18 protein-coding genes are annotated in these 24,773 nt (G+C 58.7%); 10 read left to right on the forward strand and 8 right to left on the reverse strand.

The window, feature by feature from the left end:
• Positions 1-186 precede the first annotated feature (186 nt).
• Genes mexE through QYH43_RS17220 form a run of 3 tightly spaced genes read left to right on the forward strand, consistent with a single transcriptional unit; the run spans position 187 to position 6,050 of the window.
• Positions 187-1,440, forward strand: coding sequence for a multidrug efflux RND transporter periplasmic adaptor subunit MexE (gene mexE / locus QYH43_RS17210; protein WP_095056143.1), 1,254 nt, complete (start codon positions 187-189; stop codon positions 1,438-1,440).
• 12 nt (positions 1,441-1,452) lie between these two features.
• On the forward strand, positions 1,453-4,632 hold the full coding sequence (locus QYH43_RS17215; protein ID WP_301157561.1) for an efflux RND transporter permease subunit: 3,180 nt from the start codon (positions 1,453-1,455) through the stop codon (positions 4,630-4,632).
• The gene (locus QYH43_RS17220) at positions 4,629-6,050 is read left to right on the forward strand and encodes an efflux transporter outer membrane subunit (RefSeq protein WP_301157562.1); all 1,422 of its coding nucleotides are present in this window, start codon (positions 4,629-4,631) and stop codon (positions 6,048-6,050) included. Before QYH43_RS17215 ends, QYH43_RS17220 begins: the two co-directional genes overlap by 4 nt.
• Positions 6,051-6,245: 195 nt before the next feature.
• Here QYH43_RS17220 and QYH43_RS17225 read toward each other — a convergent pair whose 3' ends face one another.
• The 3 genes from QYH43_RS17225 to QYH43_RS17235 are packed head-to-tail and all read right to left on the reverse strand — an operon-like array spanning position 6,246 to position 9,538.
• Positions 6,246-7,196 (reverse strand): HlyD family secretion protein, encoded by a 951-nt coding sequence (locus QYH43_RS17225; RefSeq protein WP_301157564.1) that lies wholly within the window; start codon positions 7,194-7,196, stop codon positions 6,246-6,248.
• Between the two features lie 4 nt (positions 7,197-7,200).
• Entirely contained in the window at positions 7,201-7,401 is a 201-nt protein-coding gene (locus QYH43_RS17230; protein ID WP_095056139.1) for a DUF1656 domain-containing protein, read from the reverse strand.
• Positions 7,391-9,538 carry an FUSC family protein gene (locus QYH43_RS17235; protein ID WP_301157566.1) on the reverse strand — a complete coding sequence of 716 codons (2,148 nt, stop codon included), beginning with the start codon at positions 9,536-9,538 and terminating at the stop codon, positions 7,391-7,393. The genes QYH43_RS17230 and QYH43_RS17235 overlap by 11 nt, the downstream gene beginning before the upstream one ends.
• A gap of 202 nt (positions 9,539-9,740) precedes the next feature.
• Between QYH43_RS17235 and QYH43_RS17240 the strand changes: the two genes are divergently transcribed.
• The 3 genes from QYH43_RS17240 (at position 9,741) to QYH43_RS17250 (ending at position 14,079) form a co-directional block, all read left to right on the forward strand.
• Complete coding sequence (locus QYH43_RS17240) at positions 9,741-10,796, forward strand: lipopolysaccharide assembly protein LapB (RefSeq protein WP_301157567.1); 1,056 nt, start codon at positions 9,741-9,743, stop codon at positions 10,794-10,796.
• 113 nt (positions 10,797-10,909) lie between these two features.
• On the forward strand, positions 10,910-12,412 hold the full coding sequence (locus tag QYH43_RS17245; protein ID WP_301157569.1) for an ATPase domain-containing protein: 1,503 nt from the start codon (positions 10,910-10,912) through the stop codon (positions 12,410-12,412).
• The gene (locus tag QYH43_RS17250) at positions 12,409-14,079 is read left to right on the forward strand and encodes a response regulator (protein ID WP_095056135.1); all 1,671 of its coding nucleotides are present in this window, start codon (positions 12,409-12,411) and stop codon (positions 14,077-14,079) included. The genes QYH43_RS17245 and QYH43_RS17250 overlap by 4 nt, the downstream gene beginning before the upstream one ends.
• A 3-nt stretch (positions 14,080-14,082) precedes the next feature.
• Here QYH43_RS17250 and QYH43_RS17255 read toward each other — a convergent pair whose 3' ends face one another.
• From QYH43_RS17255 to QYH43_RS17275, 5 genes are all read right to left on the reverse strand, one after another.
• Positions 14,083-14,460 (reverse strand): response regulator, encoded by a 378-nt coding sequence (locus QYH43_RS17255; protein ID WP_007970583.1) that lies wholly within the window; start codon positions 14,458-14,460, stop codon positions 14,083-14,085.
• A gap of 77 nt (positions 14,461-14,537) precedes the next feature.
• Positions 14,538-15,719 (reverse strand): hybrid sensor histidine kinase/response regulator, encoded by a 1,182-nt coding sequence (locus QYH43_RS17260; protein WP_095056133.1) that lies wholly within the window; start codon positions 15,717-15,719, stop codon positions 14,538-14,540.
• The gene (locus QYH43_RS17265) at positions 15,713-16,306 is read right to left on the reverse strand and encodes a chemotaxis protein CheB (protein WP_301157577.1); all 594 of its coding nucleotides are present in this window, start codon (positions 16,304-16,306) and stop codon (positions 15,713-15,715) included. The genes QYH43_RS17260 and QYH43_RS17265 overlap by 7 nt, the downstream gene beginning before the upstream one ends.
• Complete coding sequence (locus tag QYH43_RS17270; protein ID WP_095056131.1) at positions 16,303-17,118, reverse strand: protein-glutamate O-methyltransferase CheR; 816 nt, start codon at positions 17,116-17,118, stop codon at positions 16,303-16,305. The genes QYH43_RS17265 and QYH43_RS17270 overlap by 4 nt, the downstream gene beginning before the upstream one ends.
• Complete coding sequence (locus tag QYH43_RS17275) at positions 17,119-20,610, reverse strand: response regulator (RefSeq protein WP_301157579.1); 3,492 nt, start codon at positions 20,608-20,610, stop codon at positions 17,119-17,121.
• 257 nt (positions 20,611-20,867) lie between these two features.
• On the opposite strand from QYH43_RS17275, the gene QYH43_RS17280 reads away from it, so the two are divergent.
• The 4 genes from QYH43_RS17280 to QYH43_RS17295 all read left to right on the forward strand — a co-directional run bounded on the left by QYH43_RS17280 (position 20,868) and on the right by QYH43_RS17295 (position 24,558).
• Positions 20,868-21,230, forward strand: coding sequence for a response regulator (locus tag QYH43_RS17280; protein ID WP_095056129.1), 363 nt, complete (start codon positions 20,868-20,870; stop codon positions 21,228-21,230).
• Positions 21,231-21,300: 70 nt separating this feature from the next.
• Positions 21,301-22,593, forward strand: coding sequence for a glycosyltransferase (locus QYH43_RS17285; RefSeq protein ID WP_301157582.1), 1,293 nt, complete (start codon positions 21,301-21,303; stop codon positions 22,591-22,593).
• Positions 22,594-22,712: 119 nt separating this feature from the next.
• On the forward strand, positions 22,713-23,579 hold the full coding sequence (locus QYH43_RS17290) for a phospholipase (protein ID WP_301157583.1): 867 nt from the start codon (positions 22,713-22,715) through the stop codon (positions 23,577-23,579).
• A 73-nt stretch (positions 23,580-23,652) separates the two neighbouring features.
• The gene (locus QYH43_RS17295; protein WP_301157676.1) at positions 23,653-24,558 is read left to right on the forward strand and encodes an AraC family transcriptional regulator; all 906 of its coding nucleotides are present in this window, start codon (positions 23,653-23,655) and stop codon (positions 24,556-24,558) included.
• Positions 24,559-24,773 lie beyond the last annotated feature (215 nt).

Below are 24,773 nucleotides of genomic sequence, written 5' to 3' on the forward strand. Positions count from 1 at the left end.
TGCATCCAATGCAACACACAATTGTCATCAATCCCGTTGATGACAATCGAATGCAAACCGCAGGCTAGAGGGCTTGGTCGAGTCTTATATCATTCCGAATGATAGTTACCTTCGCCCCATTCGATTCGTGACATACCACCCCGCCGCGCATCATTCGCCAATCTCAACACATTGGCGGATGCATCCATGGAACAGTCACTCAAACATTTGCGCTTCCCGTTGGCCTTGTTGGCCGTACTGGTGATGAGCGCCTGCGGCAAGGCGCCGGAAAGTGCCGCCACGATGCCGGCCGCCAAGGTCAGCGTGGCCAAGGTGCTGGAACAACCGGTCAACGAGTGGGATGAATTCACCGGACGCCTCGAAGCCCCGGAAACCGTCGAGATCCGTCCACGGGTTTCCGGCCAGATCGATGAAGTGGCGTTCACTGAAGGCGCCCTGGTCAAGAAAGGTGACCTGCTGTTCCAGATCGACCCCCGCCCATTCCAGGCTGAGGTCCGCCGCCTCGAAGCACTGGTCGCACAGTCTCGTGCCAATGCCACTCGCAGCGAAAACGAAGCCCAGCGCGGCGAGCGCCTGCGCACCAGCAACGCGATTTCTGCCGAACTCGCCGATTCGCGGACCAGTGCCGCACAAGAAGCCCGCGCCGCCGTCGGCGCGCTTCAAGCGCAACTGGACCTGGCCAAGCTGAACCTGAGTTTCACCCGTGTGACCGCCCCCATCAGCGGCCGCGTCAGCCGTGCGGAAATCACCGCCGGCAACCTGGTGACCGCCGACACCACGCCGCTGACCAGCGTCGTTTCCACCGACAAGGTCTATGCCTACTTCGACGCCGACGAGCGCGTGTTCCTCAAGTACACGCAGCTCGCTCGCCAGGGCAAACGCGGCGCCACCACCCCGGTTTACATGGGCCTGTCCAACGAAGACGGCAACCCGCACCAGGGTGTCATGAATTTCATCGACAACCAGGTCAACCCGAAAACCGGGACCATCCGCGGTCGCGCCGTGTTCGACAACAGCGACGGCAGTTACACCCCAGGCCTGTACGCACGCTTGAAGCTGGTCGGCAGCGGCACCTACAGCGCCACATTGATCAACGACGAAGCGGTCGGCACTGACCTGGGCAAAAAGTTCGTGCTGGTGATGGATGCCGACAACAAGACCGCCTACCGCGCGGTAGAGCTGGGTCCGAAGATCGAAGGCTTGCGCATCGTGCGCAGCGGCCTGAACAAGGACGACACGATCATCGTCAAGGGTCTGCAACGGGTGCGTCCGGGATCGCCGGTCACACCTGAAGTGATTCCGATGGCCAACGAACAAACGTTGGCGGCTCTCGCACAACAACGCCAGGCGCTGGAAGCCAGCAACCTGCCCCAAGTCGCACCTGCCAAGGTAGCGCCGGGGACGGCTGTGAAGCTGGCTGCCACGACTCCACGCGACTAAGGGCTCTCTACGATGAATTTTTCCCAGTTCTTCATTTCGCGGCCGATCTTCGCGGCAGTGCTGTCGCTGCTGATCCTGATCGCCGGGGCGATCTCGCTGTTCCAGTTGCCGATCAGCGAATACCCGGAAGTCGTGCCACCCACCGTTGTGGTCCGCGCCAACTTCCCGGGCGCCAACCCGAAAGTCATCGGCGAAACCGTGGCCGCGCCGCTGGAGCAAGCCATCACCGGCGTCGAGAACATGCTGTACATGTCCTCGCAGTCCACCGCTGACGGCAAGATCACCCTGACCATAACTTTCGCGCTGGGCACTGACCTGGACAACGCCCAAGTGCAGGTGCAGAACCGCGTGACCCGGACCGAGCCAAAACTGCCCGAGGAAGTGACGCGCATCGGTATCACCGTGGACAAGGCGTCGCCCGATCTGACCATGGTTGTGCACTTGACCTCGCCGGACAAACGCTACGACATGCTGTACCTGTCCAACTACGCCCTGCTCAACATCAAGGATGAGCTGGCGCGCCTGGGCGGTGTCGGTGATGTGCAGCTGTTCGGCATGGGCGATTACTCGCTGCGGGTATGGCTCGATCCGAACAAGACCGCTTCGCGCAATCTGACCGCGACCGATGTGGTGACCGCCATTCGTGAGCAGAACCGTCAAGTGGCGGCCGGTGCGTTGGGTGCACCGCCAGCGCCGAATGCCACGGCGTTCCAGCTGTCGGTCAACACTCAGGGCCGGCTGGTGTCCGAGGAAGAGTTCGAGAACATCATCATTCGCTCTGGCGACAACGGTGAAATCACTCGCCTCAAGGACATCGCCCGCGTTGAACTGGGTTCCAGTCAGTACGCCTTGCGCTCCCTGCTGAACAACCAGCCGGCGGTGGCGATCCCGATCTTCCAGCGTCCGGGTTCCAACGCCATCGAGATCTCCAACGAGGTTCGGGCAAAAATGGCCGAGCTGAAGAAGAACTTCCCCGAAGGCATGGACTTCAGCATCGTCTATGACCCGACGATCTTCGTGCGCGGCTCCATCGAGGCGGTGGTTCACACCCTCTTCGAAGCGCTGATCCTCGTGGTGCTGGTGGTGATCCTGTTCCTGCAAACCTGGCGCGCCTCGATCATTCCATTAGTCGCTGTGCCGGTGTCGCTGATCGGTACGTTTGCGGTGATGCACCTGTTTGGCTTCTCGCTCAACGCCTTGTCGCTGTTCGGCCTGGTATTGGCGATTGGTATCGTGGTGGACGATGCGATCGTGGTGGTGGAAAACGTCGAACGGAACATCGAACTCGGACTCACTCCCGTCGAAGCCACCAAGCGCGCCATGCGTGAAGTGACCGGCCCGATCATTGCCACGGCGCTGGTGCTGTGTGCGGTGTTTATTCCGGCGGCGTTCATCTCCGGGTTGACCGGGCAGTTCTACAAGCAGTTCGCCCTGACCATTGCGATTTCGACGGTGATCTCGGCCTTCAACTCGCTGACCCTGTCGCCGGCACTGGCTGCGGTATTGCTCAAGGGCCATGACGCACCGAAAGACCGTTTCTCCAAGGTGCTGGACAAGATTTTCGGTGGCTGGTTGTTCCGTCCGTTCAACCGCTTCTTTGAAAAAGCCAGCCATGGTTACGTCGGCACCGTTGCCCGCGTGATCCGCTCCAGCGGTATCGCCCTGCTGCTGTACGCCGGCTTGATGGTGCTGACGTTCTTCGGTTTCTCCAGCACCCCGACCGGTTTCGTACCCGGTCAGGACAAGCAATACCTGGTGGCCTTCGCGCAACTGCCGGATGCCTCGAGCCTGGACCGCACTGAAGACGTGATCAAGCGCATGTCCGAGATGGCGCTGAAGCAACCCGGCGTGGAAAGTGCCGTGGCCTTCCCGGGCCTGTCGATCAACGGTTTCACCAACAGCCCGAACGCCGGCATCGTGTTCGTGACCCTCAAACCATTCGACGAACGTAAAGACCCGAGCATGTCCGCCGGTGCGATTGCCGGTGCCTTGAACGGCCAATTCGCGGACATCCAGGAAGCGTACATGGCGATCTTCCCGCCGCCGCCGGTACAAGGCCTGGGCACCATCGGTGGTTTCCGCCTGCAAATCGAAGACCGGGGCAACCTGGGCTACGAAGAGCTGTACAAAGAAACCATGAACATCATCAACAAAAGCCACAACGTGCCCGAACTGGCTGGGCTGTTCACCAGTTACACCGTGAACGTGCCGCAGGTCGATGCCGCCATCGACCGAGAAAAAGCCAAGACCCACGGCGTGGCCGTCAGCGACATCTTCGACACCCTGCAGATCTACCTGGGTTCGCTGTATGCCAACGACTTCAACCGCTTCGGTCGCACCTATCAGGTCAACGTTCAGGCCGAGCAACAGTTCCGACTCGAATCCGACCAGATCGGCCAGCTGAAAGTGCGTAACAACAAGGGCGAGATGATCCCGCTGGCGACCTTCATCAAGGTCACCGACACCTCGGGGCCGGACCGCGTGATGCACTACAACGGCTTCATCACCGCTGAAATCAACGGCGCGGCCGCACCCGGCTACAGCTCCGGCCAGGCCGAAAAAGCCATCGAGAAACTGCTCAAGGAAGAACTGCCGAACGGCATGACCTACGAATGGACCGACCTGACCTACCAGCAGATTCTGTCCGGCAACACCGCACTGTTCGTGTTCCCGCTCTGCGTACTGCTGGCGTTCCTGGTACTGGCGGCTCAATACGAAAGCTGGAGCCTGCCACTGGCGGTGATCCTGATCGTACCGATGACCCTGCTGTCGGCCATCACCGGGGTGATCGCTTCCGGTGGCGACAACAACATCTTCACCCAGATCGGCCTGATCGTTCTGGTGGGGCTTGCCTGTAAGAACGCGATCCTGATCGTCGAGTTTGCCAAGGACAAACAAGAGGAAGGCATGAGCCCGCTGGCGGCGGTACTCGAAGCGTGCCGTCTGCGTCTGCGGCCGATCCTGATGACCTCCTTCGCGTTCATCATGGGTGTGGTGCCTCTGGTGTTCTCCAGTGGTGCCGGTGCGGAAATGCGTCATGCCATGGGTGTGGCGGTGTTCTCCGGGATGCTCGGGGTGACCTTCTTCGGTCTGTTGCTGACGCCGGTGTTCTACGTATTGATCCGTAACTTTGTCGAGCGCGGTCAAGCGCGCAAGGCCGCCCGGGCGCTGAAACTGGAGTCGCAACAATGAGTCTGAAAGCCTTCCTGCCGAGCCTGCTGGTACTGGCGCTGAGCGCCTGTGCCGTCGGCCCGGACTACAAGACACCAGCCACGGAACCGGCCAATATCACCACCGCCACCGATGGCGCCGCCGGCCAGAAAAACTTCGACCGCTCGCGTTTCGAAGGCATCTGGTGGCAGCAGTTCGAGGACCCGACCCTTGACCAGTTGGTGCTCGAGTCGCTCAAGGGCAACCGTGATTTGCGCGTCGCTTTCGCTCGCTGGAAAGCGGCCCGGGCGATCCGTGATGACGTCAGCAACGACGCCATGCCGACCATCACCAGCCGGGCCAGCAGCGATCTGGGCAAAGGCCAGATTCCGGGACAGACCACCAACCGGGTCAATAGCGAACGCTACGACCTCGGGTTGGACATGGCCTGGGAGATTGACCTGTTTGGCCGCATCCAGCGCAATCTGGAATCGGCCAACGCCGAACAGCAGGCCATCGAGGCTGACCTGTATCAGCTGCAAGTCACCATGATTGCTGAGCTGGTGGACGCTTACGGTCAACTGCGCGGTGCACAACTGCGGGAAAAGATCGCATTGGCCAACCTGCAGAACCAGCAGGAGTCACGCAAGATCACCATCAGTCTGCGTGATGCCGGGGTGGGTGATCAGCTCGACGTCGAACGCGCCGATGCGCGTCTGGCCTCGGTTGAAGCCAGCGTGCCGCAATTGCAGGCCGAACAGGTTCGGCAGAAAAACCGTATCGCTACCCTGCTGGGTGAGCGTCCGGACAAGCTCACCGTGGACCTGAGCCCGAAAGACCTGCCGGCGATTGCCAAGGCCCTGCCGATTGGTGATCCGGGCGAACTGCTGCAACGCCGTCCGGACATCCTCAGCGCTGAACGCAAACTGGCCTCGGCCACGGCGCGCATCGGTGTGGCCAAGGCTGATTTATTCCCTCGGGTCAGCCTCAGCGGTTTCCTTGGGTTCACCGCCGGGCGCGGTTCGCAGATTGGTTCCTCGGCGGCCAACGCCTGGGCGCTTGGCCCGAGCATCACCTGGGCAGCGTTCGACCTTGGCAGTGTGCGCGCCCGTTTGCGCGGTGCCGATGCCGATGCCGAAGGCGCCCTGGCGACCTACGAGCAACAAGTATTGCTGGCCCTCGAAGAATCGGAAAACGCATTCAGCGACTACGGCAAACGCCAACAACGGCTGATTTCGTTGATTCGTCAGAGCGAGTCCAGTCGTTCGGCCGCCGATCTGGCGGAGATCCGCTATCGCGAAGGCACCGCCGATTTCCTGGTGTTACTCGACGCCCAGCGCGAACGCCTGGCCGCCGAAGACACCCAAGCCCAGGCCGAAGTTGACCTGTATCGCGGCATCGTGGCGATCTACAAGGCACTCGGCGGCGGCTGGCAACCGGAGACGGTCGCCAGCAAGTAACTCGGTTTTAAAGCGCTCCTTTGGTTGGCCGCAACCAACCAATTTCTTAGCCCTGCGTCTCATTCGGTCGCGGGGCTTTTTTTGTCTTCTCAAAAACACCACCTGCCCTCTTGCGGGAGATTCTATGTTGCCCGGCAAACCTGATTCACCTCGTCGTCATCGAATTTTTCGCGAGCAGGCTCGCTCCTACAGGGGTTAGCGGTGATTTTCTTCGACCGTCACCGTAGCCGTTGTCCCGGCCCTCAGTTTGTCTTTACCGGCATAGTCAGCATCAATCTCAATCCGCACCGGCACCCGCTGTGCCAGTTTCACCCACGTATAGCTGGGATTGATATTCGCCAGCAGGCGCCCGCCCGGCAGGTTTTCCCGGTCGGCGATGGCGTAGGCAATGCTTTGCACGGAGCCATAGAAGGTCTCGCCGCTCATCAACTCGATTTTCACCCGGTCGCCCTGCCCGATCCGGGGCAGCTTGGTTTCTTCAAAATAGCCGCTGACATAAAACGAACTGCTGTCCACCAGCGCCAGCAAAGGCCCGCCGGTGGAAGCGTAATCACCCTCTCGGGTCAACAGGTTGGTGACAAAGCCCGTGACCGGCGAAATCACCCGCGTGCGCTGCAAATTGAGCTCGGACTGGGTCAATGCGGCGATGGCCAATTGCACATTGGCCATCGCCAACACCAGATTGGCCTGATTTCGCAGCAAGTCCGCCTGGGCGACGGCGGCGTCCGTATTGGCTTTCTCCCATTCTTCGCCGGAAATCGCCGAACGATCCTTGAGTGTGCGTCGACGTAGTTCCTCGCTCTGACGTTGTTTGAGCAGTGCTTCACTGGCCGTAATCGATGCCTGGGCCTGCCCGAGGGAAGCTTTCGCCACTTCCACTCCGCGCTTGGCATGTTCCACCGCCAGGTTGTACCGCGCCGGGTCGATTTCCAGCAGCAGCTGGCCCTTGTCCACGTGCTGGTTGTCCTGCACGGCCAAGCTGACAATCCGCCCCGACACATCGGCGGACAGGGTCACCACATCCGCACGCACTCGTGCGTCCCGGGTCCAGGGCGCGCGGGTGTAATGCTCCCAGGCAAACCAGCCCAGGACCAATGCCAGCACCACCACTGCGACGGTCGTGAGTCGAGAAAAAAGGGTCTTCAATGGCTCAAACTCCCATCAACAAAATCAAGGTTGCACAGACACAGACATACAACGCGCCTTCGAACAGCGCCTCATGCCAGACGAACTGCAACACGCCAAGGCGCCGCAAGACCCAGTCCAGCAGCAGGAAAACCGGGAGCCCCAGAATCAACGCCTGGGCTATCGGGGGTAGATAAACACCTCCTATTTCCAGATCAATGGGCAAGTGCGGGTTCTCCTTGGTCAGGTGCGGGTTCAAAATAGTGGCGATAGCGTTCAACGAACGACACCACGATCAACAGCGCGACGCGCATCCGGAAGACCGACCACAGATGTTCGTGAACGCTTGAGTGCAAGCCATCCAGCTCATCACCCAAGGTACGCAGGTCTGCAAGGACCGCTTCCGGCTCAACTCCGGGGCGCCCCGCAACCAGGCGCCCGGTTTGCCGGACCGCTGCGAACAGGCGACCTTGAATGTCCGGGCTCAGCAAGTCGTTGTTTTGTCCCTGCTGCCTGAGCTGATTCAAGGCAATGCCCAGTGCCATGCTGCCCAGGCTGACCTGAAACAGTTCCCGCGACTGCGGGTCCTGTGTCGCCGGCAGCAGTCCCAGCATCATGGTCAAGCGGTCGACCATCCGGCTTTCGAAGGCAAATTGCTGCTCATCGGTGGCTGACGTCTTGAGCAAGGCGTACACCTGCTCGCCGTTCTCCTGATGCAGGCGACGCAGACGCAGGTCAGGCCGGAACGGGAAGATCAACGAATAAACACTCAGCGCCAGTACCGTGGCGCAGGTATAGGCCCCGGCAAATTCGAACCACTGGATAGCGGTGTTTTGACCGAGCCCGATGTTTTGCGGGCCGAACATCAGAAACGTCGTGAGACCCAGCCCAATGCCGGTCCCGGTGGTGGGCGGACTGGAAAGCCCCACCGCGACGGCGTAAAGCAAGGGCACCAGCAACAATGCCAGCAACTCGAAGTTGCTGATCATGGGCACAAGCATGAACTGAAGCAGCGCTGAAACCACCAGCGCCAGTCCGAATCCTCGCGCGTAGCTCTGAACAGCCAGCAAGGGCCTTGGAAATGTGGCCATCAGCGAGCAGAGAATCCCCACCAGCACCATCCCGCCCCGCGCTCCGTCCCAGCCGGTTTCGATCCAGATCAGGCCGGCCACCAGTAACGCGGAGAATGCACGAACAGCGTTCATGGTCGCCAAGGTGAAATCCAGGTGCAGCGGGTTTTCCTGACCTCGATACATGCTGCTGGCTGCACGTCCGCTCTGGATCGCATCGCTCAATTCGAGAATCTGTTCAAGCTGCTGCAACATGCGCGCCTGTTCCCAGCGCAGTGACCAGGCGAGGGAGCGCAAGGTCGCCGGCATGGTCTCGGTGAGTTGTTCGGCGCGGTAGGCCAGTTCATCGAAACGCTGTTGCAGCGTCGTGAAGTGGTGGCGTTTCTCGGCTGACAGCGAACGCCCCTGCTGCGCCAGTTCATCGAGAAAGGCCAGCTCTTCGGCACGCAAGCGCTGAATCTCTTCCGGCAACTCGCCCTCCCAGCGCTCGGTCAGCAGCAGGCGCTGGTGGCGCAATGCGGTGAGTCGCGCCGTCAACAACACCAACTGATTGCCCAGCAATTGCACCAGGCCATTGGCGCTGCGCAAGCGTGGCGCGTCGAAATACAGATGCCGGCGCACACCTTCCAGCGCGCTGATTTCGCCCAAGAGCTGCATTTGCCGACGATGAAAATCCTCTTCGGTTTCTTCGGTACGGATGACGGCGCTTGCATGGGTGGCCAGTAACTTGGTGATTTGATCGATTTTCGCAAAGTAGTCCCGGGCGACGGACTCCGGTCTGGCCGTCAGCAGGCTGACCACACACACGCACGCGACGGCCAGCAGCGTCTCGGTCACACGGGTCACGGCCAGTAAAAAAATGCCGTCCTGATCCGGTACAGCCAGTAATGCCACCACTACAGCGGTGTAGCCACTGAGCACGAACGCCTGGGAACTGGTGTAACGCAACAGCGTGCCGCCGGCGGTGCACAGCGCCAGCCACAAGGCCAGCGTGGTAATGAACGGTAAAGGCGCCTGGGGAAAAATGCCCATGATCACCACCGCGACGACCGCCCCCAGCGTTGTGCCGATCACCTGGCCAAAACTGCGGGCCAGCACCATCCCGCCCAGCGGCTGACTGATGATGACCACGGCCATGATCGACCATTTGGGTTGCTCCAGGTCGAACAGAAAGGCCAGGTACAGTGTCAGCAGCCCCGCGGCGATGGTTCGCAGGGCGAACAGCAACACCCCGCGCTCGGGATTGATCATCATTTTGAAATACTGCAACAACGCTTGCATGGGAGTGCTCATCGAGTCATCTCCAGCAAGCGTAGTCACTGCTTCGCTGCCTCGACAGGTTTGACTGTCGACAGCGCATGCAGGGCTATTCATCGGCCGCTGAAGGCCCGTTCGTACCGATGAAGTGCGATTCACCCACCCAAGGGTTTGACTCACAGCCCGGCCTGACCGAAGCTGGCGCCTTTGCAAAAGCTTGCCAGCTCCCGGATTCTGCATGCCCACGTCCCGCCGCTATCTGCTCATCAGCCTCTGCGCCCTGTTTGTCATCGGCCTTGCGTGGGTTTCCCTGCGCAGCACCGCCCCGGTCATTCCCGAGGCGATCAAGAACGGTTACAGCGAAGCGTTGGCCAAAGCCAAAGCAGGCCAACCTGGCGCCGCGCGAGTGCTTTACCAGCAACTGGCGCGCCCGGACCTCAAGCCCAAGCGTCGGGTCTGGCTGCATGCCGAACTGCCCAACTACCCAAGCTCGGTCGCCCTGAAACTGGCGGATGCCGACTTGCAGCACGAGTCGCCCGAGGTTCGCATCGCGGCGATCAAGAGCATCAGTGGCCTGGTGCCCAATGGCCAGCGCAGCCTGTTGATCGGGCCATTGCTCGACGACAGCGAGCAAAGCGTGCGCCTGGCGGCGATCAACGCGTTGCTGGGTTTGTCGCCCGATGACCTGGGTTTGTATTTCGGGCCCTTGCAGCAGGCCATCGATGCGTGGGAGCAAGTACTCAAAAACGCACCGCAAAGTGCCGAAAACCAGTATCAGCTGGCCCGATTGCACCTGCACAACGCCGAATTGAAAGAAGCGCAGCAGGCTCTGGACAATACGTTGCGACTGGATCCCGCCAATCTGCCCGCACTGGTGATGCAGATTGACGTACTGGATAAGCAAGGCCAGAACGACGCCGCCGGGCAATTATTGGCCAAGCAACTCCAGGCCCAACCCAACTCAGCCTATTTGCAACATGCTCTGGGGCTTTGGTTGCTGCATCACGGGCAAAGCGAGTTCGCCCTGCTCGGCCTGTCCAAAGCCGTCGAGCTTGAGCCGAACAACAAGGACTACCGCTACGACCTGGCCACCACGTTGTATGCTGAACACGAGCTGGAAGCCGCGCAAAAGCAACTGCAGGAAATCGTTCAGCGCTACCCCAATGATCGCAAGGCACGGGTCTTGCTGATCAATTACTGGAAGGAAAGCGGTCAACTGCAAAACGTGCAGATTCTCCTGGCGCAACTCGAACAGCTCAATCCCGACGATCCGGCCCTTCAGCAAGGGCTTTGACCCCGTGAAAATTTCGTTGAACCGTCGTCTCGGCCAACGGTCAAGTGAACAGGCAGCCCATTACGGCACTTCGCACGGCAGCCTCGTTTCCCCTGATCATGAGAGGGCATTTTTTGTCTACATCCAACGAGTTCACGCGTGAAAAAGCGGCCACTGGTATCGAAGGCCTGGACGATATCCTTGATGGCGGGCTGTCCCGCAGTCATCTGTTTTTACTGGAAGGCGAGCCGGGCACCGGCAAGACCACTGTCGCGCTGCACTTCCTGTTAGCGGGTGCGCAAGCCGGCGAGCGGTCGTTGTACATCACCTTGTCCGAGACCGAGCGCGAGTTACGCCAGGGCGCCCGGTCCCATGGCTGGGAGCTGGACGAAAACGTCCACATTTTCGAACTGACGCCTCCGGAAAGCCTGCTCAACGCCGAGCAGCAGCAAACCTTGCTGTACTCCTCCGACCTGGAACTGGGTGAAGCCACACGTCAGATCTTCGAAGTGGTCGAACGGGTCAAGCCGACGCGCGTCGTCCTCGACAGCCTTTCCGAAATCCGCCTGCTGGCCCAGAGCTCATTGCGCTATCGCCGGCAGATTCTGGCGATCAAACACTATTTTGTGCGCTATGACGCCACGGTGCTGCTGCTGGATGACCTGACCGCCGAATCGTTGGACAAGACCGTACACAGCGTCGCCCACGGGGTCATTCGCCTGGAAGAACTGACGCCGAATTACGGCGCTGAGCGGCGCCGTATTCGTGTGGTGAAGTACCGGGGCCAGAAATACCGCGGCGGCTATCATGACTTCACCATCATGAGCGACGGCGTACACGTGTTCCCGCGCCTGGTCGCGGCCGAGCACCGCGGGACTTACACGCGTCAACAGTTGACCAGCGGCATCCGCGAGATGGATGCCCTGCTCGGCGGCGGCATCGAAACCGGCTCCAGCACGCTGATCCTCGGCCCTGCCGGCACCGGTAAATCATTGATCTCGATGGTCTTCGCGGCGGCGGCCGTGGCCCGTGGCGAAAAAGCCGCGCTGTTTATCTTCGATGAAGAGCTGGGGTTGCTGTTCGAGCGCATGAAAAACATCGGCATCGACCTCAAGGCACTGCAAGACACCGGCAACCTGCTGATTGAGCAAGTGGATGCTGCGGAGCTGTCACCCGGCGAGTTTTCCCATCGGGTCCGGCGCTGCGTGGATGAAGGCAATATCAAGACCGTGGTGATCGACAGCATCAACGGCTATCAGGCTGCGATGCCGGAAGAAAATGCCCTGGTGCTGCACATGCACGAGTTGTTGCTGTACCTCAATCGTCAAGGCGCGGCGACGTTCATGACCGTTGCCCAGCACGGATTGGTCGGCGACATGCAGGCGCCAGTGGATATCACGTACCTGGCCGACACGGTGATTCTGCTGCGTTATTTTGAGGCTCTGGGCAAGGTGCGACGGGCGATTTCGATCATCAAGAAACGCACCGGCAGCCATGAATCTACCATTCGCGAATACCGCATCAGCGCGCAAGGCATGACCATCGGCGAACCGTTGGAAGCGTTCCAGGGCGTCTTGCGTGGCGTGCCCACGTACCTGGGCGCCAGCAATCCATTGCTAGCGGATGAAATCCGGTGACGAATGTGCAAGCAACGTCCGAGCGCGCCATCATCCTCGCGCCGCTCGGGCGTGACAGCCAGATCGCCTTGATGATGCTCAATGAGGCCGGTGTCGACGGGGTCATCTGTCGCGACCTGTTCGGGTTGTGCGCCGAATTGAAGCACGGTGCAGGCCTGTTGCTTGTTTCGTCTGAAGCCTTGCTGGGCAGTGATCTTGAACCGCTGCTGCGCCTGATCGAACAACAACCGGCCTGGTCGGACCTGCCGATTGTCCTGATGACCCACCATGGAGGTCCGGAAAACAACCCCGCGTCACGCCTTGGCTCGCAATTGGGCAACGTCACCTTTCTGGAGCGCCCTTTTCATCCCGCTACCCTGATCAGCCTGATCACCACGGCGCTGCGCGGACGCCGAAGACAGTACGAAGCCAGGGATCGGCTGATCGACTTGAGCCAAAGTGAACTGCGCCTGCAAAACACGCTTGAAACCCTTGAGCAACAGGTGGAAGAGCGTACGGCACAGTTGCGGCACAACGAAGAGGCGCTGCGCCAGTCGCAGAAGATGGAAGCGGTCGGACAGCTCACCGGCGGGATCGCCCACGACTTCAACAACATGCTGACCGGCATCATCGGCAGCCTGGAGCTGCTGCGTCGGCGTCTGGCCCGTGGTCGTACCGAAGATCTGGACAGCCTCATCGATCTGGGCGTGACGTCGGCCAACCGCGCCGCCGGCCTGACCCATCGCCTGTTAGCGTTTTCCCGACGCCAATCGCTTGATTCCAAACCGGTGGAAATGAATACGCTGGTGATTTCCATGGACGAACTGCTGCAACGCAGCATCAACGAAAGCATTCGCCTGGACATGCAGCTCCACGAGCAACTGTGGGTCGCCGAAGCCGACCCCAATCAACTGGAAAGCGCCCTGCTCAACCTCGTGATCAATGCCCGGGATGCCATGCCCGATGGCGGGAGCTTGCTGGTCAAAACCTGGAATGAGCATCTGGACATGGGTTTCACCGAAGCCCATAACAATCTCGAGCCCGGTGACTATGTGGTGCTCAGCGTCACGGACACCGGCTGCGGCATGCCGCAAAGCATTATCAACCGGGCTTTCGATCCGTTCTTCACCACCAAGCCGATTGGCCAGGGCACCGGCCTTGGGTTATCGATGATTTATGGCTTCAGCAAACAATCGGGCGGTCACGTCGCCATTCAAAGCGAAGTCGGTAAAGGCACCACGGTGAACCTGTATTTGCCGCGCTTCGGTGGCGAGTTGCCACAGGACAGTCCGATCAATATCCAGCATGCGCCTTACGCGCAAAAAGGCGAGACCGTGTTGATTGTCGAAGACGATCCGGCAGTACGGGTACTGGTCAGTACCGTGTTGAGTGATCTGGGGTATGCCTTCGTCGAGGCCCGTGATGCCGACAGCGCGGTGCCGATTCTGGATTCGCTCCAGCGCATCGACCTGCTGATCAGCGACGTCGGCCTGCCCGGCATGAATGGCCGGCAACTGGCGGAAATCGGCCGACAGCTGCGGCCTGACCTGCGGGTCTTGTTCATCACCGGTTACGCCGAACATGCGGCGGTGCGCGGGGGCTTCCTCGATCCGGGCATGCAGATGATCACCAAGCCGTTCACCTTCGATCTGTTGACGGCGAAGGTGCGGGAGATGATCAGGGTTTGATGCCTACGAAAGCATGTCCTGCATCAGCTCTTGCAGCTTGTCCAGATCAAACGGCTTGTCGAGAATCGGCGCCTTGCGCGTGATCGGGCTGTCCGTCTCGCGGATTTCCTGGGCGTAGCCGCTGATGAAAATCACCTTGAGTTCCGGTCGCAGCTTCACGGCAGGCTCGGCGATCTGCACGCCGGAAATGCCACCCGGCAGACGGAAGTCGGTGATCATCATGTCCAGGTGCGGTTTGCTGGCGAGAATCTCAAACGCCTGCTCACCGTTTTCGGCCTGCAAGACGCGGTAGCCCTCGCCCGATAGATAGGCCGACAACACCATCAGAATCGACGGATCATCCTCGACGACGAGTACTACATCTTGCGCATCTTCACTCATGGGAAGCCTTTGTTCAGTCAATTGCTGCTGATACGACCTTGGAGTCGCTCAGAGGTTGCGTTTTTTGGGCTGTTTTCCTACAGCGGCAGACAAACGCGAAACAAGGCGCCTTCGCCAATCCTGCTCTGGACGGTAATAGTACCGCCATGGGCGGCCACAATCTGTTCTGAAATAAACAATCCCAGGCCCAGCCCGGCGACGGCTTCTTTGACCGACACCCGTTCGAACTGCTGGAAAATTCGCTTCTGGTTGTCTTCGCTGATGCCGATGCCCTGATCCTGCACCTCCACCAGCGCCTGATCGCCGTCACTGTACACCTTCACCGTGATCGGGCTCTTGGCGCCGTACCGAAGGGCGTTGGTCAACAGATTGGAAATCACCTGCTCAATCCGGAATTCATCCCAGCTGCCGTTCACCGGCTGCTCGGCATCAAGGCTGACGCTGGCCTCGGCGGCTTCGAACTGCTGGGCAAAATTTTGCAACAAACCACGAACCAGCGCTGCCAGATCAAAGTGTGTGGGCCGAATCGACAACTTGCCGGTGCGAATGCGCGACACGTCGAGCATGTCCTCGATCAGGCGGATCAGGCTGTTGATCTGCCGCTCGTCGCGGTCGACCATGGCGTGCATTTTATCCGGGGTGAACGCGGCGGCATTGTTCCGGGCCAGGTGCATCTTGCGCAGCTGGGTTTCGAGGATCAGGCCATTGAGCGGCGTGCGCACTTCGTGGGCGACGATGGACATGAAGTCATCGCGCATACGCACCGCCTGCTCCAGTTCCAACTGAGTGCTTTGCAACTGTTGCAACAGCGCTTCCTGCTCGCGGCGGCTCTGCTCCAGGGCCAGGACCTGTTCTTTCATCGCCTTGCTCTGTCGGTACAGCTCGACGAACACGTTGACCTTGCTCTTGACCGCCTGGATATCCAGCGGCTTGTGCAGAAAGTCCACGGCGCCGCTTTCATAACCCTTGAAGGCGTAGTTCAACTCACGGCCGGCCGCACTGACGAACACAATCGGGATGTTTCTGGTCTTTTCAGTGCCGCGCATCAATTCGGCGAGCTCGAAGCCGTTCATGCCCGGCATCTGCACGTCGAGAATGGCCATGGCAAATTCGTGCTGCAACAGCAGCGACAAGGCTTCATCGGCAGAGAGCGCCTTGAACACCAAACGGTCTTCACGCTTGATCAGCGCTTCGAGCGCCAGAAGATTCTCCGGCAGATCGTCGACGATCAGCAGTTTGGCCTGGACAGTACTTAACATGCGATTCGTTCCAGCTCGACAAGCAGACGGCCAATGCCGCGTATAGGGAGGATGTGGTCTGGCTCGTGCATTGCCAGTGCCGCCTGCGGCATGGTGGCGACTTGTGCTTCTTGCGGGTCTTGCACGATGGTCAGGCCACCCTGCTGTTTGACATGAGTCAGTCCGCGCGCGCCGTCGCGATTGGCTCCGGTCAGCAGTACGGCGGCCAGGTGGGCTCCGTAGGCATCGGAGGCCGATTCGAACAAGTAATCGATGGCCGGGCGCGAGTGGTGCAACCGGGGCTCCAGGCTCAGGGAAAAACTTCGATCCTGCTCCACCGACAAGTGATAACCCGGCGCCGCGAAATACAAGGTGCCAGCGTCGACCGGTGTTTTGTCGCACGCCTCAATCACCGGCAAGGCTACCCGCCTGGCAAACACTTCGGCCAAATGACTGCAGCGCTGGTCGGGCAAGTGCAGCACCACGATAATCGGTAATGTGAAGCCTTCGCGCAGCGTGCCGAGAATGCTCAACAGCGCCTCGACGCCCCCGGCGGAGGCACCGATCACGATTGCTTCGATAGCAGGTAAATCCGTTGCGCTGCTCATGATTTACGGTAGATCCGCTCCTGTTTGACCAACGGCTCGAACTGATCGCCGAACGCCGAAAAATCCGGGGTTTCCTTGCTCCCCAACACCAGAAATCCACGATGGCAAAGGGATTCGTGAAACAATCCAAATGCTCGATCCTGAAGTCTTTTATTAAAGTAAATCAGTACGTTACGGCACGATATCAATTGCGTTTCCGAGAAAACACTGTCCGTTGCCAGGCTGTGATCGGCGAAGGTTACGTTCTCACACAATGACTTGTCGAAAATGGCGTAGCCATACGCTGCCGTGTAGTAGTCGGCAAACGAATGCTGGCCACCGGCCTGCTGATAGTTAGCAGTGTAGGCGCGTACGTTCTCCATCGAGAAAATCCCTTGCTTGGCTTTTTCCAGCGAGCGCGGGTTGATGTCGGTGGCATAGATGATGGTACGGTCCAGCAAGCCCTCCTCGCGCAGCAAAATGGCCATCGAATAGACCTCTTCACCGGTACTGCAACCGGCGATCCAGATCTTGATCGAAGGATAGGTCCGCAGCAGCGGCACCACTTCCTTGCGAATCGCCAGGAAGTGCGAAGGGTCGCGGAACATTTCGCTGACCGGGATCGTCAACAATTGCAGCAGCTGCATGAACGCCTTCGGATCGTGCAGGATCTTTTCCTGCAAGGCCGAGATGGTATTGCACTCGAACTGGCTCAACGCATGAGTCACCCGGCGCTTGATCGAAGCGCCGGCGTAATCGCGAAAGTCGTAGCTGTACTTGAGGTAGATCGCTTCGATCAACAACCGCAATTCAATCTCGGTATTACGCTCCACTTAGATACGTTCCATTTTCGGTAACCACACACGAATCAGTGAAAACAGGCGATCCAGGTCAATGGGCTTGGCCAGGTAATCGTTGGCACCGGCCTGCAGGCATCGTTCCTGATCGTCCTTCATGGCCTTGGCCGTCACCGCAATAATCGGCAGCTTGCGCCAGCGCGGGTCCTTACGGATCTCGATAGTGGCCTCAAAGCCATCCATCTCCGGCATCATCACGTCCATCAACACCAGATCGATGTCGTCGACTTCATTCAATCGTTCGATCGCTTCCCGGCCGTTGCGCCCGATGAGCACCACCGCACCCTTTTGCTCCAGCGCACTGGTCAGGGCAAAAATATTGCGGACATCGTCGTCAACCAACAGCACCTTGCGTCCCTCGAACACTTTATCGCGACTGCGGGCGACCTTGAGCATTTGCTGCCGCTCATGGGACAGCCGCGATTCGACTTTGTGCAGAAACAGCGTCACCTCGTCGAGCAGGCGTTCGGGCGAGCGTGCGCCCTTGATGATGATCGACCGCGAATACTTGCGCAGTTCGGCCTCTTCATCCCGGGTCAGGTTGCGACCGGTGTAGACGATGACCGGCGGAAACGAGCAGATGTCTTCCGTGGACATGCGCTTGAGCAAGTCGTTGCCCAGCATGTCCGGCAACTTGAGGTCGATGATCATGCAATCGAAAACCGATGTACGCAGCAAGTCCAGCGCCTCTTGCGCCAGGCCAACGGCGGTGATTTCGATGTCATCGTCGCCGATCAGGCGGGCAATGCTGTCGCGCTGCAAATCATCGTCTTCGACCAGCAACACCCGTTTGACCTTCTGGGTCAGCTTGGCCTCAAGGCGGGTAAACACGTCCTTGAGCTCTTCGCGAGTGGTCGGTTTAACGGCATAACCTACCGCGCCCATGTGCATCGCGGCTTCAACACGATCTTCGACCGAAATCACATGCACCGGGATATGCCGGGTTTGCGCGTGTGCCTTCAGTCGTTGCAGCACGGTCAAGCCGGAATAGTCGGGCAAGCGCATGTCCAGCAGGATGGCGTCCGGGATGAAGGTCTTGGCCAAGTCGTAGCCCTCGTCGGCACCATGGGCCACCAGGCAGTGATAGCCCAACTCATGAGCCAGGTCATAGAGGATGTGCGCGAAGTTCGGTTCATCTTCCACCACCAGGATGCAGCGACTGGAAAACGGCCCTTTGTGGCGGTCATCGTCGAAGCGCGGAATGTCGACCTCGGCAATCAACGACGACAGCGCCTCGGGTTCTACGCGGGCGGGCGCCATGGCAGGCGCCATCCTCATCGGCTCGACCGGATTTTCGCCCGGTTCCACATAATGTAGCGGCAACACCAGCGTAAACACGCTGCCCTGCCCCGGCGCACTGCTGACGCTGATGGAGCCGCCCAGCAACGTTGCCAGATCACGGGAGATCGACAGGCCCAGCCCGGTGCCGCCGTAACGGCGGTTGGTGGTGCCATCGGCCTGACGGAACGCTTCGAAAATGCTTTCCTGCTGGTTCCCGGCGATGCCGATACCGGAATCTTGAATGATGAATGCAATACCATCGTTTGGCGCCGTATCGACCCGCAGGCTGACGCTGCCGCTCTCGGTAAATTTCACCGCGTTGGATAACAGATTCTTGAGGACTTGTTCCAGGCGTTGACGGTCAGTGAACACCATCCCGGGCGCGCCGTCCTGCAGCGTTATCTGGAACTCCAGCTGCTTGTCCGCAGCCAACGGCTGGAACATCCCGCGCAAGCCATCCACCAGGCGTGCCACGCTGGTGTTCTCGGGACGGATCTCCAGCTTGCCGGCCTCGACCTTGGAAATGTCGAGAATGTCGTTGATCAGGTTGAGCAGGTCATTACCGGCGGAGTAGATCGACTCGGCGAACTTGACCTGTTCGGCGCTGAGATTTTCCTGAGCGTTTTCTGCCAGCAGCTTGGCCAGGATCAACGAGCTGTTAAGCGGCGTGCGCAGCTCGTGGGACATGTTGGCGAGGAATTCGGACTTGTACTGGCTCGAACGCTGCAACTCGTCAGCACGCTCTTCGAGCTGGAGCTGGGCCAGATTGAGTTCGGTGTTCTTCAGGTCCATGGCGTCGCGTTGCTCGGCCAGCACCTCGGCTTGCTCGGCAAGTTGTTCGTTGGTTTGCTCGAGCTCCACTTGCTGAGTTTCAAGATGCGCCTGGGATTCCTTGAGGATGCGCGACTGCTCCTCGAGCTCTTCGTTGGCGGTCTTGAGTTCTTCCTGTTGCACTTGCAACTCTTCGTTGAGTCGCTGGGTCTGGGCCAGTACTTCCTGCAAGCGATGACGATAACGCGCAGCCTCGATGGACGTTCCGATGTTGCTGGCGATCAACTCCAGCAACTCGATGTCACGGTCGTTCAACGGGCGCAGAAAACCCAGTTCGATGACACCGTTGACCCGGTCGTCGTCGCTGGTCGGCACCACCAGCACACTGCGCGGCAAACCTTCGCCAAGCCCGGAACTGACCTTGAAGTAATCGGCCGGAACCTCGTCGAGGCGGACCAGCCGTGCCCGTTGCACCACTTGGCCGATTATGCCTTCGTCACTGTCAATCTGTTGGTCGAGGGCCTCCTGTTCACGGGAAAAACCGTAGGACGCCATGCGTTTGAGGCCGCCGTGCTCTTCGCGAACATAAATCGCCCCCACAGCCATGCCAAGGTACTGCGCGCAAAATAGCAGGATGTTGCGACCCAGCATGTTCAGGCTCAGTTGCCCCAGCACTTGCTCGGCCAGCTCGGTCTGCCCGTTGCGCAGCCAGGCCTGTTGCTCCAGACGCGAAGCGCTGGCTTTTTGCGCAGCCAGCGTAGCGCTGTAACTTTGCGAAAGCTTGAGCAAATCCCGGCGACCGATGTAGGACAACAAGCCACTGACCCCGGCGATAAACAGCAGATAAAAGCTGATGCTCATGATGGTCGTGCGACGGACTTCTTCGTTGCGAGAGATCCGCAACTGCTGCTCGGTGTCGATAACGGCTTCAAACTGTTTGCGGATTTCATCGGTCAGCCGCTTGCCGCGCCCCGAGCGGACCGCACCACGGTAATCCCCACTGACACGCTGCAAATCGATCAGTGATTGCGCGTAGTTGGTCCATTCCAGCTGCAATGCCTGCAATCGGCGCAAACGGTCGGTCTGCACCGGGTTGTCAGCCGTCAGTTCGAACAAGGTGTTGAGGGCGACGTTTATACGCGGCTTGCCGGTCTCGTAAGGATCGAGGAAGTGTTCGTCGCCACTGAGCAGAAAGCCGCGCATGCCGGTTTCCAGGTCAACCGTCAGCTTGACCGCTTCATTGGCGTTATTGATCACCCGGTCGGAGTGCTCCACCCATTGGATCGTCGATAACAGATAGGTAATCAGCGAAACGAAGAACACCGCACTGATAACGCCCAGCCCCAACGGCAGGCTGATGTTGCGGCTCAGGAGTTTACGAAATCGTTGCTCATCAACCAAAGAACCGGGGGTCATGGGGCAGGCCTTGTCGAACCGTCAGAATGCAACGAGTTTGCCCCAAAAACGGCGAAGGGATCCAATTTTCTGACATGTTTTCGCGCAAAGTCCTACGTTCCAGTGCTACCACACGAGGGCACGGGTTATCCTAGCCCGCGCTGTACCGCTATTCTTTTTTACGGCACGGGGAACTTGTCGGGATCCGCCACTTACTGATGCAAGAGGCCGGTGATTTCGACCGAACCGAGTCATCCATTTTTTCAGGAATGCCCACTATGTCCCACGCCGATGTGCATACCATCCTTGTTGTCGAAGACGATGCCATCGTGCGCATGTTGATTGTCGATGTGCTGGAGGAATTGGAGTTCAAGGTGCTTGAGGCCGATGGCAGCGAACAGGCGCTGGAAACGCTCAAGGATACGAGCCAACACATCGACTTGATGATGACGGATGTCGGGTTGCCCGTTATGGACGGTCGCGAACTGGCCACAGAAGCACGCACATTGCGTCCTGCCCTGCCCGTTCTGTTTGCCAGCGGTTATGCCGACAGCATTGAGGTGCCCGCTGACATGCACGTCATTGGCAAGCCGTTTTCGATTGATCAGTTGCGGGACAAGGTCAAAAGCATCCTTGGCTGATCCTCCTGCACGTTGTGGTTAAATGACGCCCTTTTCAGCCTGCCCCGTGCCCGCGTCAAGGAACCCTTTCATGAGTCAACCCCGCGCCACCCAAGTTTTGGTCATTGGTTACGTCTGGCCTGAACCCCGCTCCTCGGCCGCCGGCGGGCACATGATGCAAATCCTGCAAACCTTCCTGCAGCAAGGCTGGGACATTACGTTCAGCAGCCCCGCCAGCGACGGTGAGCACCCGGCCGACCTGACCGCGCTGGGCATTCGCCAAGTGCCGATCGAGCTCAATAACAGCAGCTTCGATGCCTTTGTCAGCGAACTTGCACCGGACATCGTGCTGTTCGACCGTTTCATGATGGAGGAGCAATTCGGCTGGCGCGTTGAAAAACACTGCCCGAATGCGCTGCGGGTGCTTGAGACGTCCGACCTGCAAAGCTTGCGCGATGCGCGGCAGCAACGACTCAAGGATCGATTGAAGGCCAGCGACGACACCAACGACTTCAACGACCTTTTTGCACCGGCGTTACGCGAAGAGTTTCAGCTCATGGCCGATACCGATGTGGCCAAACGGGAAATCGCGGCGATTTATCGTTGCGACTTGAACCTGATGGTCTCCGAAGTGGAAATCGAACTGCTCGTCGAACAGTTTCAGGTGCCCCGCAGCCTGCTGCATTGGTGCCCGTTGATGGTGGATCCACCAACCGAGCCACCGAGAACCTTTGAGGAACGGGCGCACTTTCTGCACATAGGCAACTTCCGCCATGCGCCTAACTGGGATGCCGTGCTGTGGTTGAAAACGGCGATTTGGCCATTGATCCGCGAGCAGATCCCCGGAGCGCAGTTGCATATCTACGGCGCCTATACGCCGCCCAAAGCCACGGCGCTGCACAATGCATCCCAAGGGTTCCACGTGAAGAACTGGGCCGAGGATGCATTGGAGGTCATGTCGGCGGCACGGATCTGCATGGCCCCGCTGCGTTTTGGTGCTGGCATCAAAGGTAAAATCGTCGACGCCATGCTGTGCGGCACCCCGGTTGTCACGACACCGATGGGGGCCGAAGCCATGCATGACCAGGAGCCATGGCCCGGCGCTGTGGCGCTGACCGCCCAGGAGTTTGCCGACTGTGCCGTTCGGCTGCATGACGATAAAACAAGCTGGAACGCGGCCCAGGATAACGGGCGTGCGTTGTTGGTCGAACGTTATCAGCAGTCCGTTCACGGTAATGCATTGATCAAAAAGATAATCGAGAGCCAACAGCAATTAGCGCAACTTAGAAGAGACAACTTCACCGGTAGCATGTTGCGCCACCACCAGCACAAGAGCACCCAATACATGTCGCAATGGATAGAGGTTAAAAACAAAGTCCAATAACAACATCCTGAAACCACCACGCCCTTGCGCAGCCTATAAATTACAACCAAAAATAAAGAACTCGATAACCGTTACTACGTCGAGAGTTCTTTCATTTTCATTCAGCAAAGGATTGCGCAATGACAAATAACCACCCCCATAAAAACTGGATGGCGGCGTCACCCGCTATTGATAACTTGACCCTGATGGAATTGGTCTGGCCTGGGGCCCATAACGCGGGTATGGATTATGACTTCCCTTATCTTCCGCACCTTCAACCGTTCCAAGGCTGGTTTGTCTGCCAGGAGGGTCCCTTTATCCAGCAACTCAATGAGGGCGTGCGGGCACTTGATTTACGATTCCTTTCAGACGAGCACTGGTTGGGCATAAGAAAATTTCATACCTTTCACGGCTATGAAATGCTCACTGGCCGATCGTTGGCTGAATTATTCAAAAGCCTGAGCTTTTTCCTCAATGAAAACCCCGATGAATTCGTCATTCTGGACATACATGAACTCCAGGGCCGTGATGAGCGACAATTCGACTACCAAGGATTTCACGATGCCATCATTAGCGAACTGGGTACCCGGCTTATTCCGAAGAAAAACCGTTATTTGACGTTGGGCGAACTTAAGAAAACGAGTAGTTTGCAAAGAGTTGTATTGGCCTGCGATTGGCATCCAGATTTGGATTCCCCCCTCTATTGGCCAAAAATAAATCATCGCTGGAGTCGTAGCGACGTCACATCACCCGAAGCGCTAAGACACTTCATTCAACACACGCTCACCAGCCCTCCTGACGAAGACTTGCTTTGGTCGTTATCCGCCACCAGTTATACCAAGTCGATAGGTGTCATGCGATTGACCCAAGAGCTGAACGATTGGTTTGGTCCGAACTCCGGGTGGGCACCAAAATGCAGCATCATCAATGCCGACTATATTGGAGACACACAATTGGTCGCCTATTGCAGGGAAATCAACTTTTCCAGGGGACTGCAAAAGACATAAGGGAAGCGAACTGGAACTGTCTTGGGCGGGGGTGCATGATTGGCGCCTGGAAAACAAGAAGACCACACCGGACATGACACGCACCGCCAGAGTCACCGACCCTTCCTACGAATTGATGGACGACCACAACGGCCTGTCCATCATCTACCGTCAGCATGGTTTTCCCTGCCCTTTGGTGCGCTGGCATTTTCACAAGGAATACGAGTTGCACCTGATCGTCGCCAGTTCCGGGAAGGTGTTCATCGGCGACTACATCGGCAACTTCTATCCCCAAACCCTGTTCCTGACCGGCCCCAACCTGCCACATAACTGGATCAGCCAGGTGGCCGAAGATGAAGTGGTGCCCAAGCGCGACATGCTGGTGAATTTCACCGACGAGTTGTTCGACAGCGGCACCCAGGTATTCGCCGAATTGAAGACCCTGGTGCCGCTGCTGGAGCGTGCGAAGTACGGTATCGAGTTTCGTTCCCAAGACACCATTCGACAGGCGATGAGCTTGATGCAACGCATTGCCGACACCACGGGCATGACGCGGCTCGGGCATTTTTTCATCCTGCTGGAATTGCTCGCCGCCACAGACGACTACCAATTGCTGTCCGGTGCAACGACGCCGCAGCTGACCGACGAGCACAACATCGATCGCACCAACCGCGCGGTGGACTACATCTTCACTCACTATGCGCGCGAGCTTCCGCTGGAAGAAGTCGCCGACCATTTGGGCATGAAGCCCACGTACTTCAGCCGGGTGTTCAAGCAGGCTACCGGGCGTTGCTTCATCGAGTTCGTCAATCGCCTGCGTATCAGCAAGTCCTGCGAATTGTTGGCAGACGGCAACAAATCGGTGACCGATGTTTGCTTCGAGTCGGGGTTCAATAATATTTCCAATTTCAATCGGCGTTTTCAGCAGCTCAGAGGCATGACCCCGTCGCATTATCGACGCCTGGCCGTGCAGCGACTGACCGAGCAAAACTTGGGTTAAAAGATCAAAAGATCGCGTTCCAACGGTAGGAGCTGCCGGAGGCTGCGATCTTTTTTGCGTTCCATCGATGTAACCCCTCCCCGTGCGTCTACCGCTCCAGATGCCAGTGCAAAATAGTATCGATGAAAGTGCGACGGACGATTTGTCTCGCCCTCGATAGAACGTTGTAATCAGCGCACTTCTTCCTGCCCTCGGAAGACACAAAAACAATAACT

It is taken from the genome of Pseudomonas sp. C32 (assembly GCF_030417915.1).
Taxonomy (GTDB): domain Bacteria; phylum Pseudomonadota; class Gammaproteobacteria; order Pseudomonadales; family Pseudomonadaceae; genus Aquipseudomonas.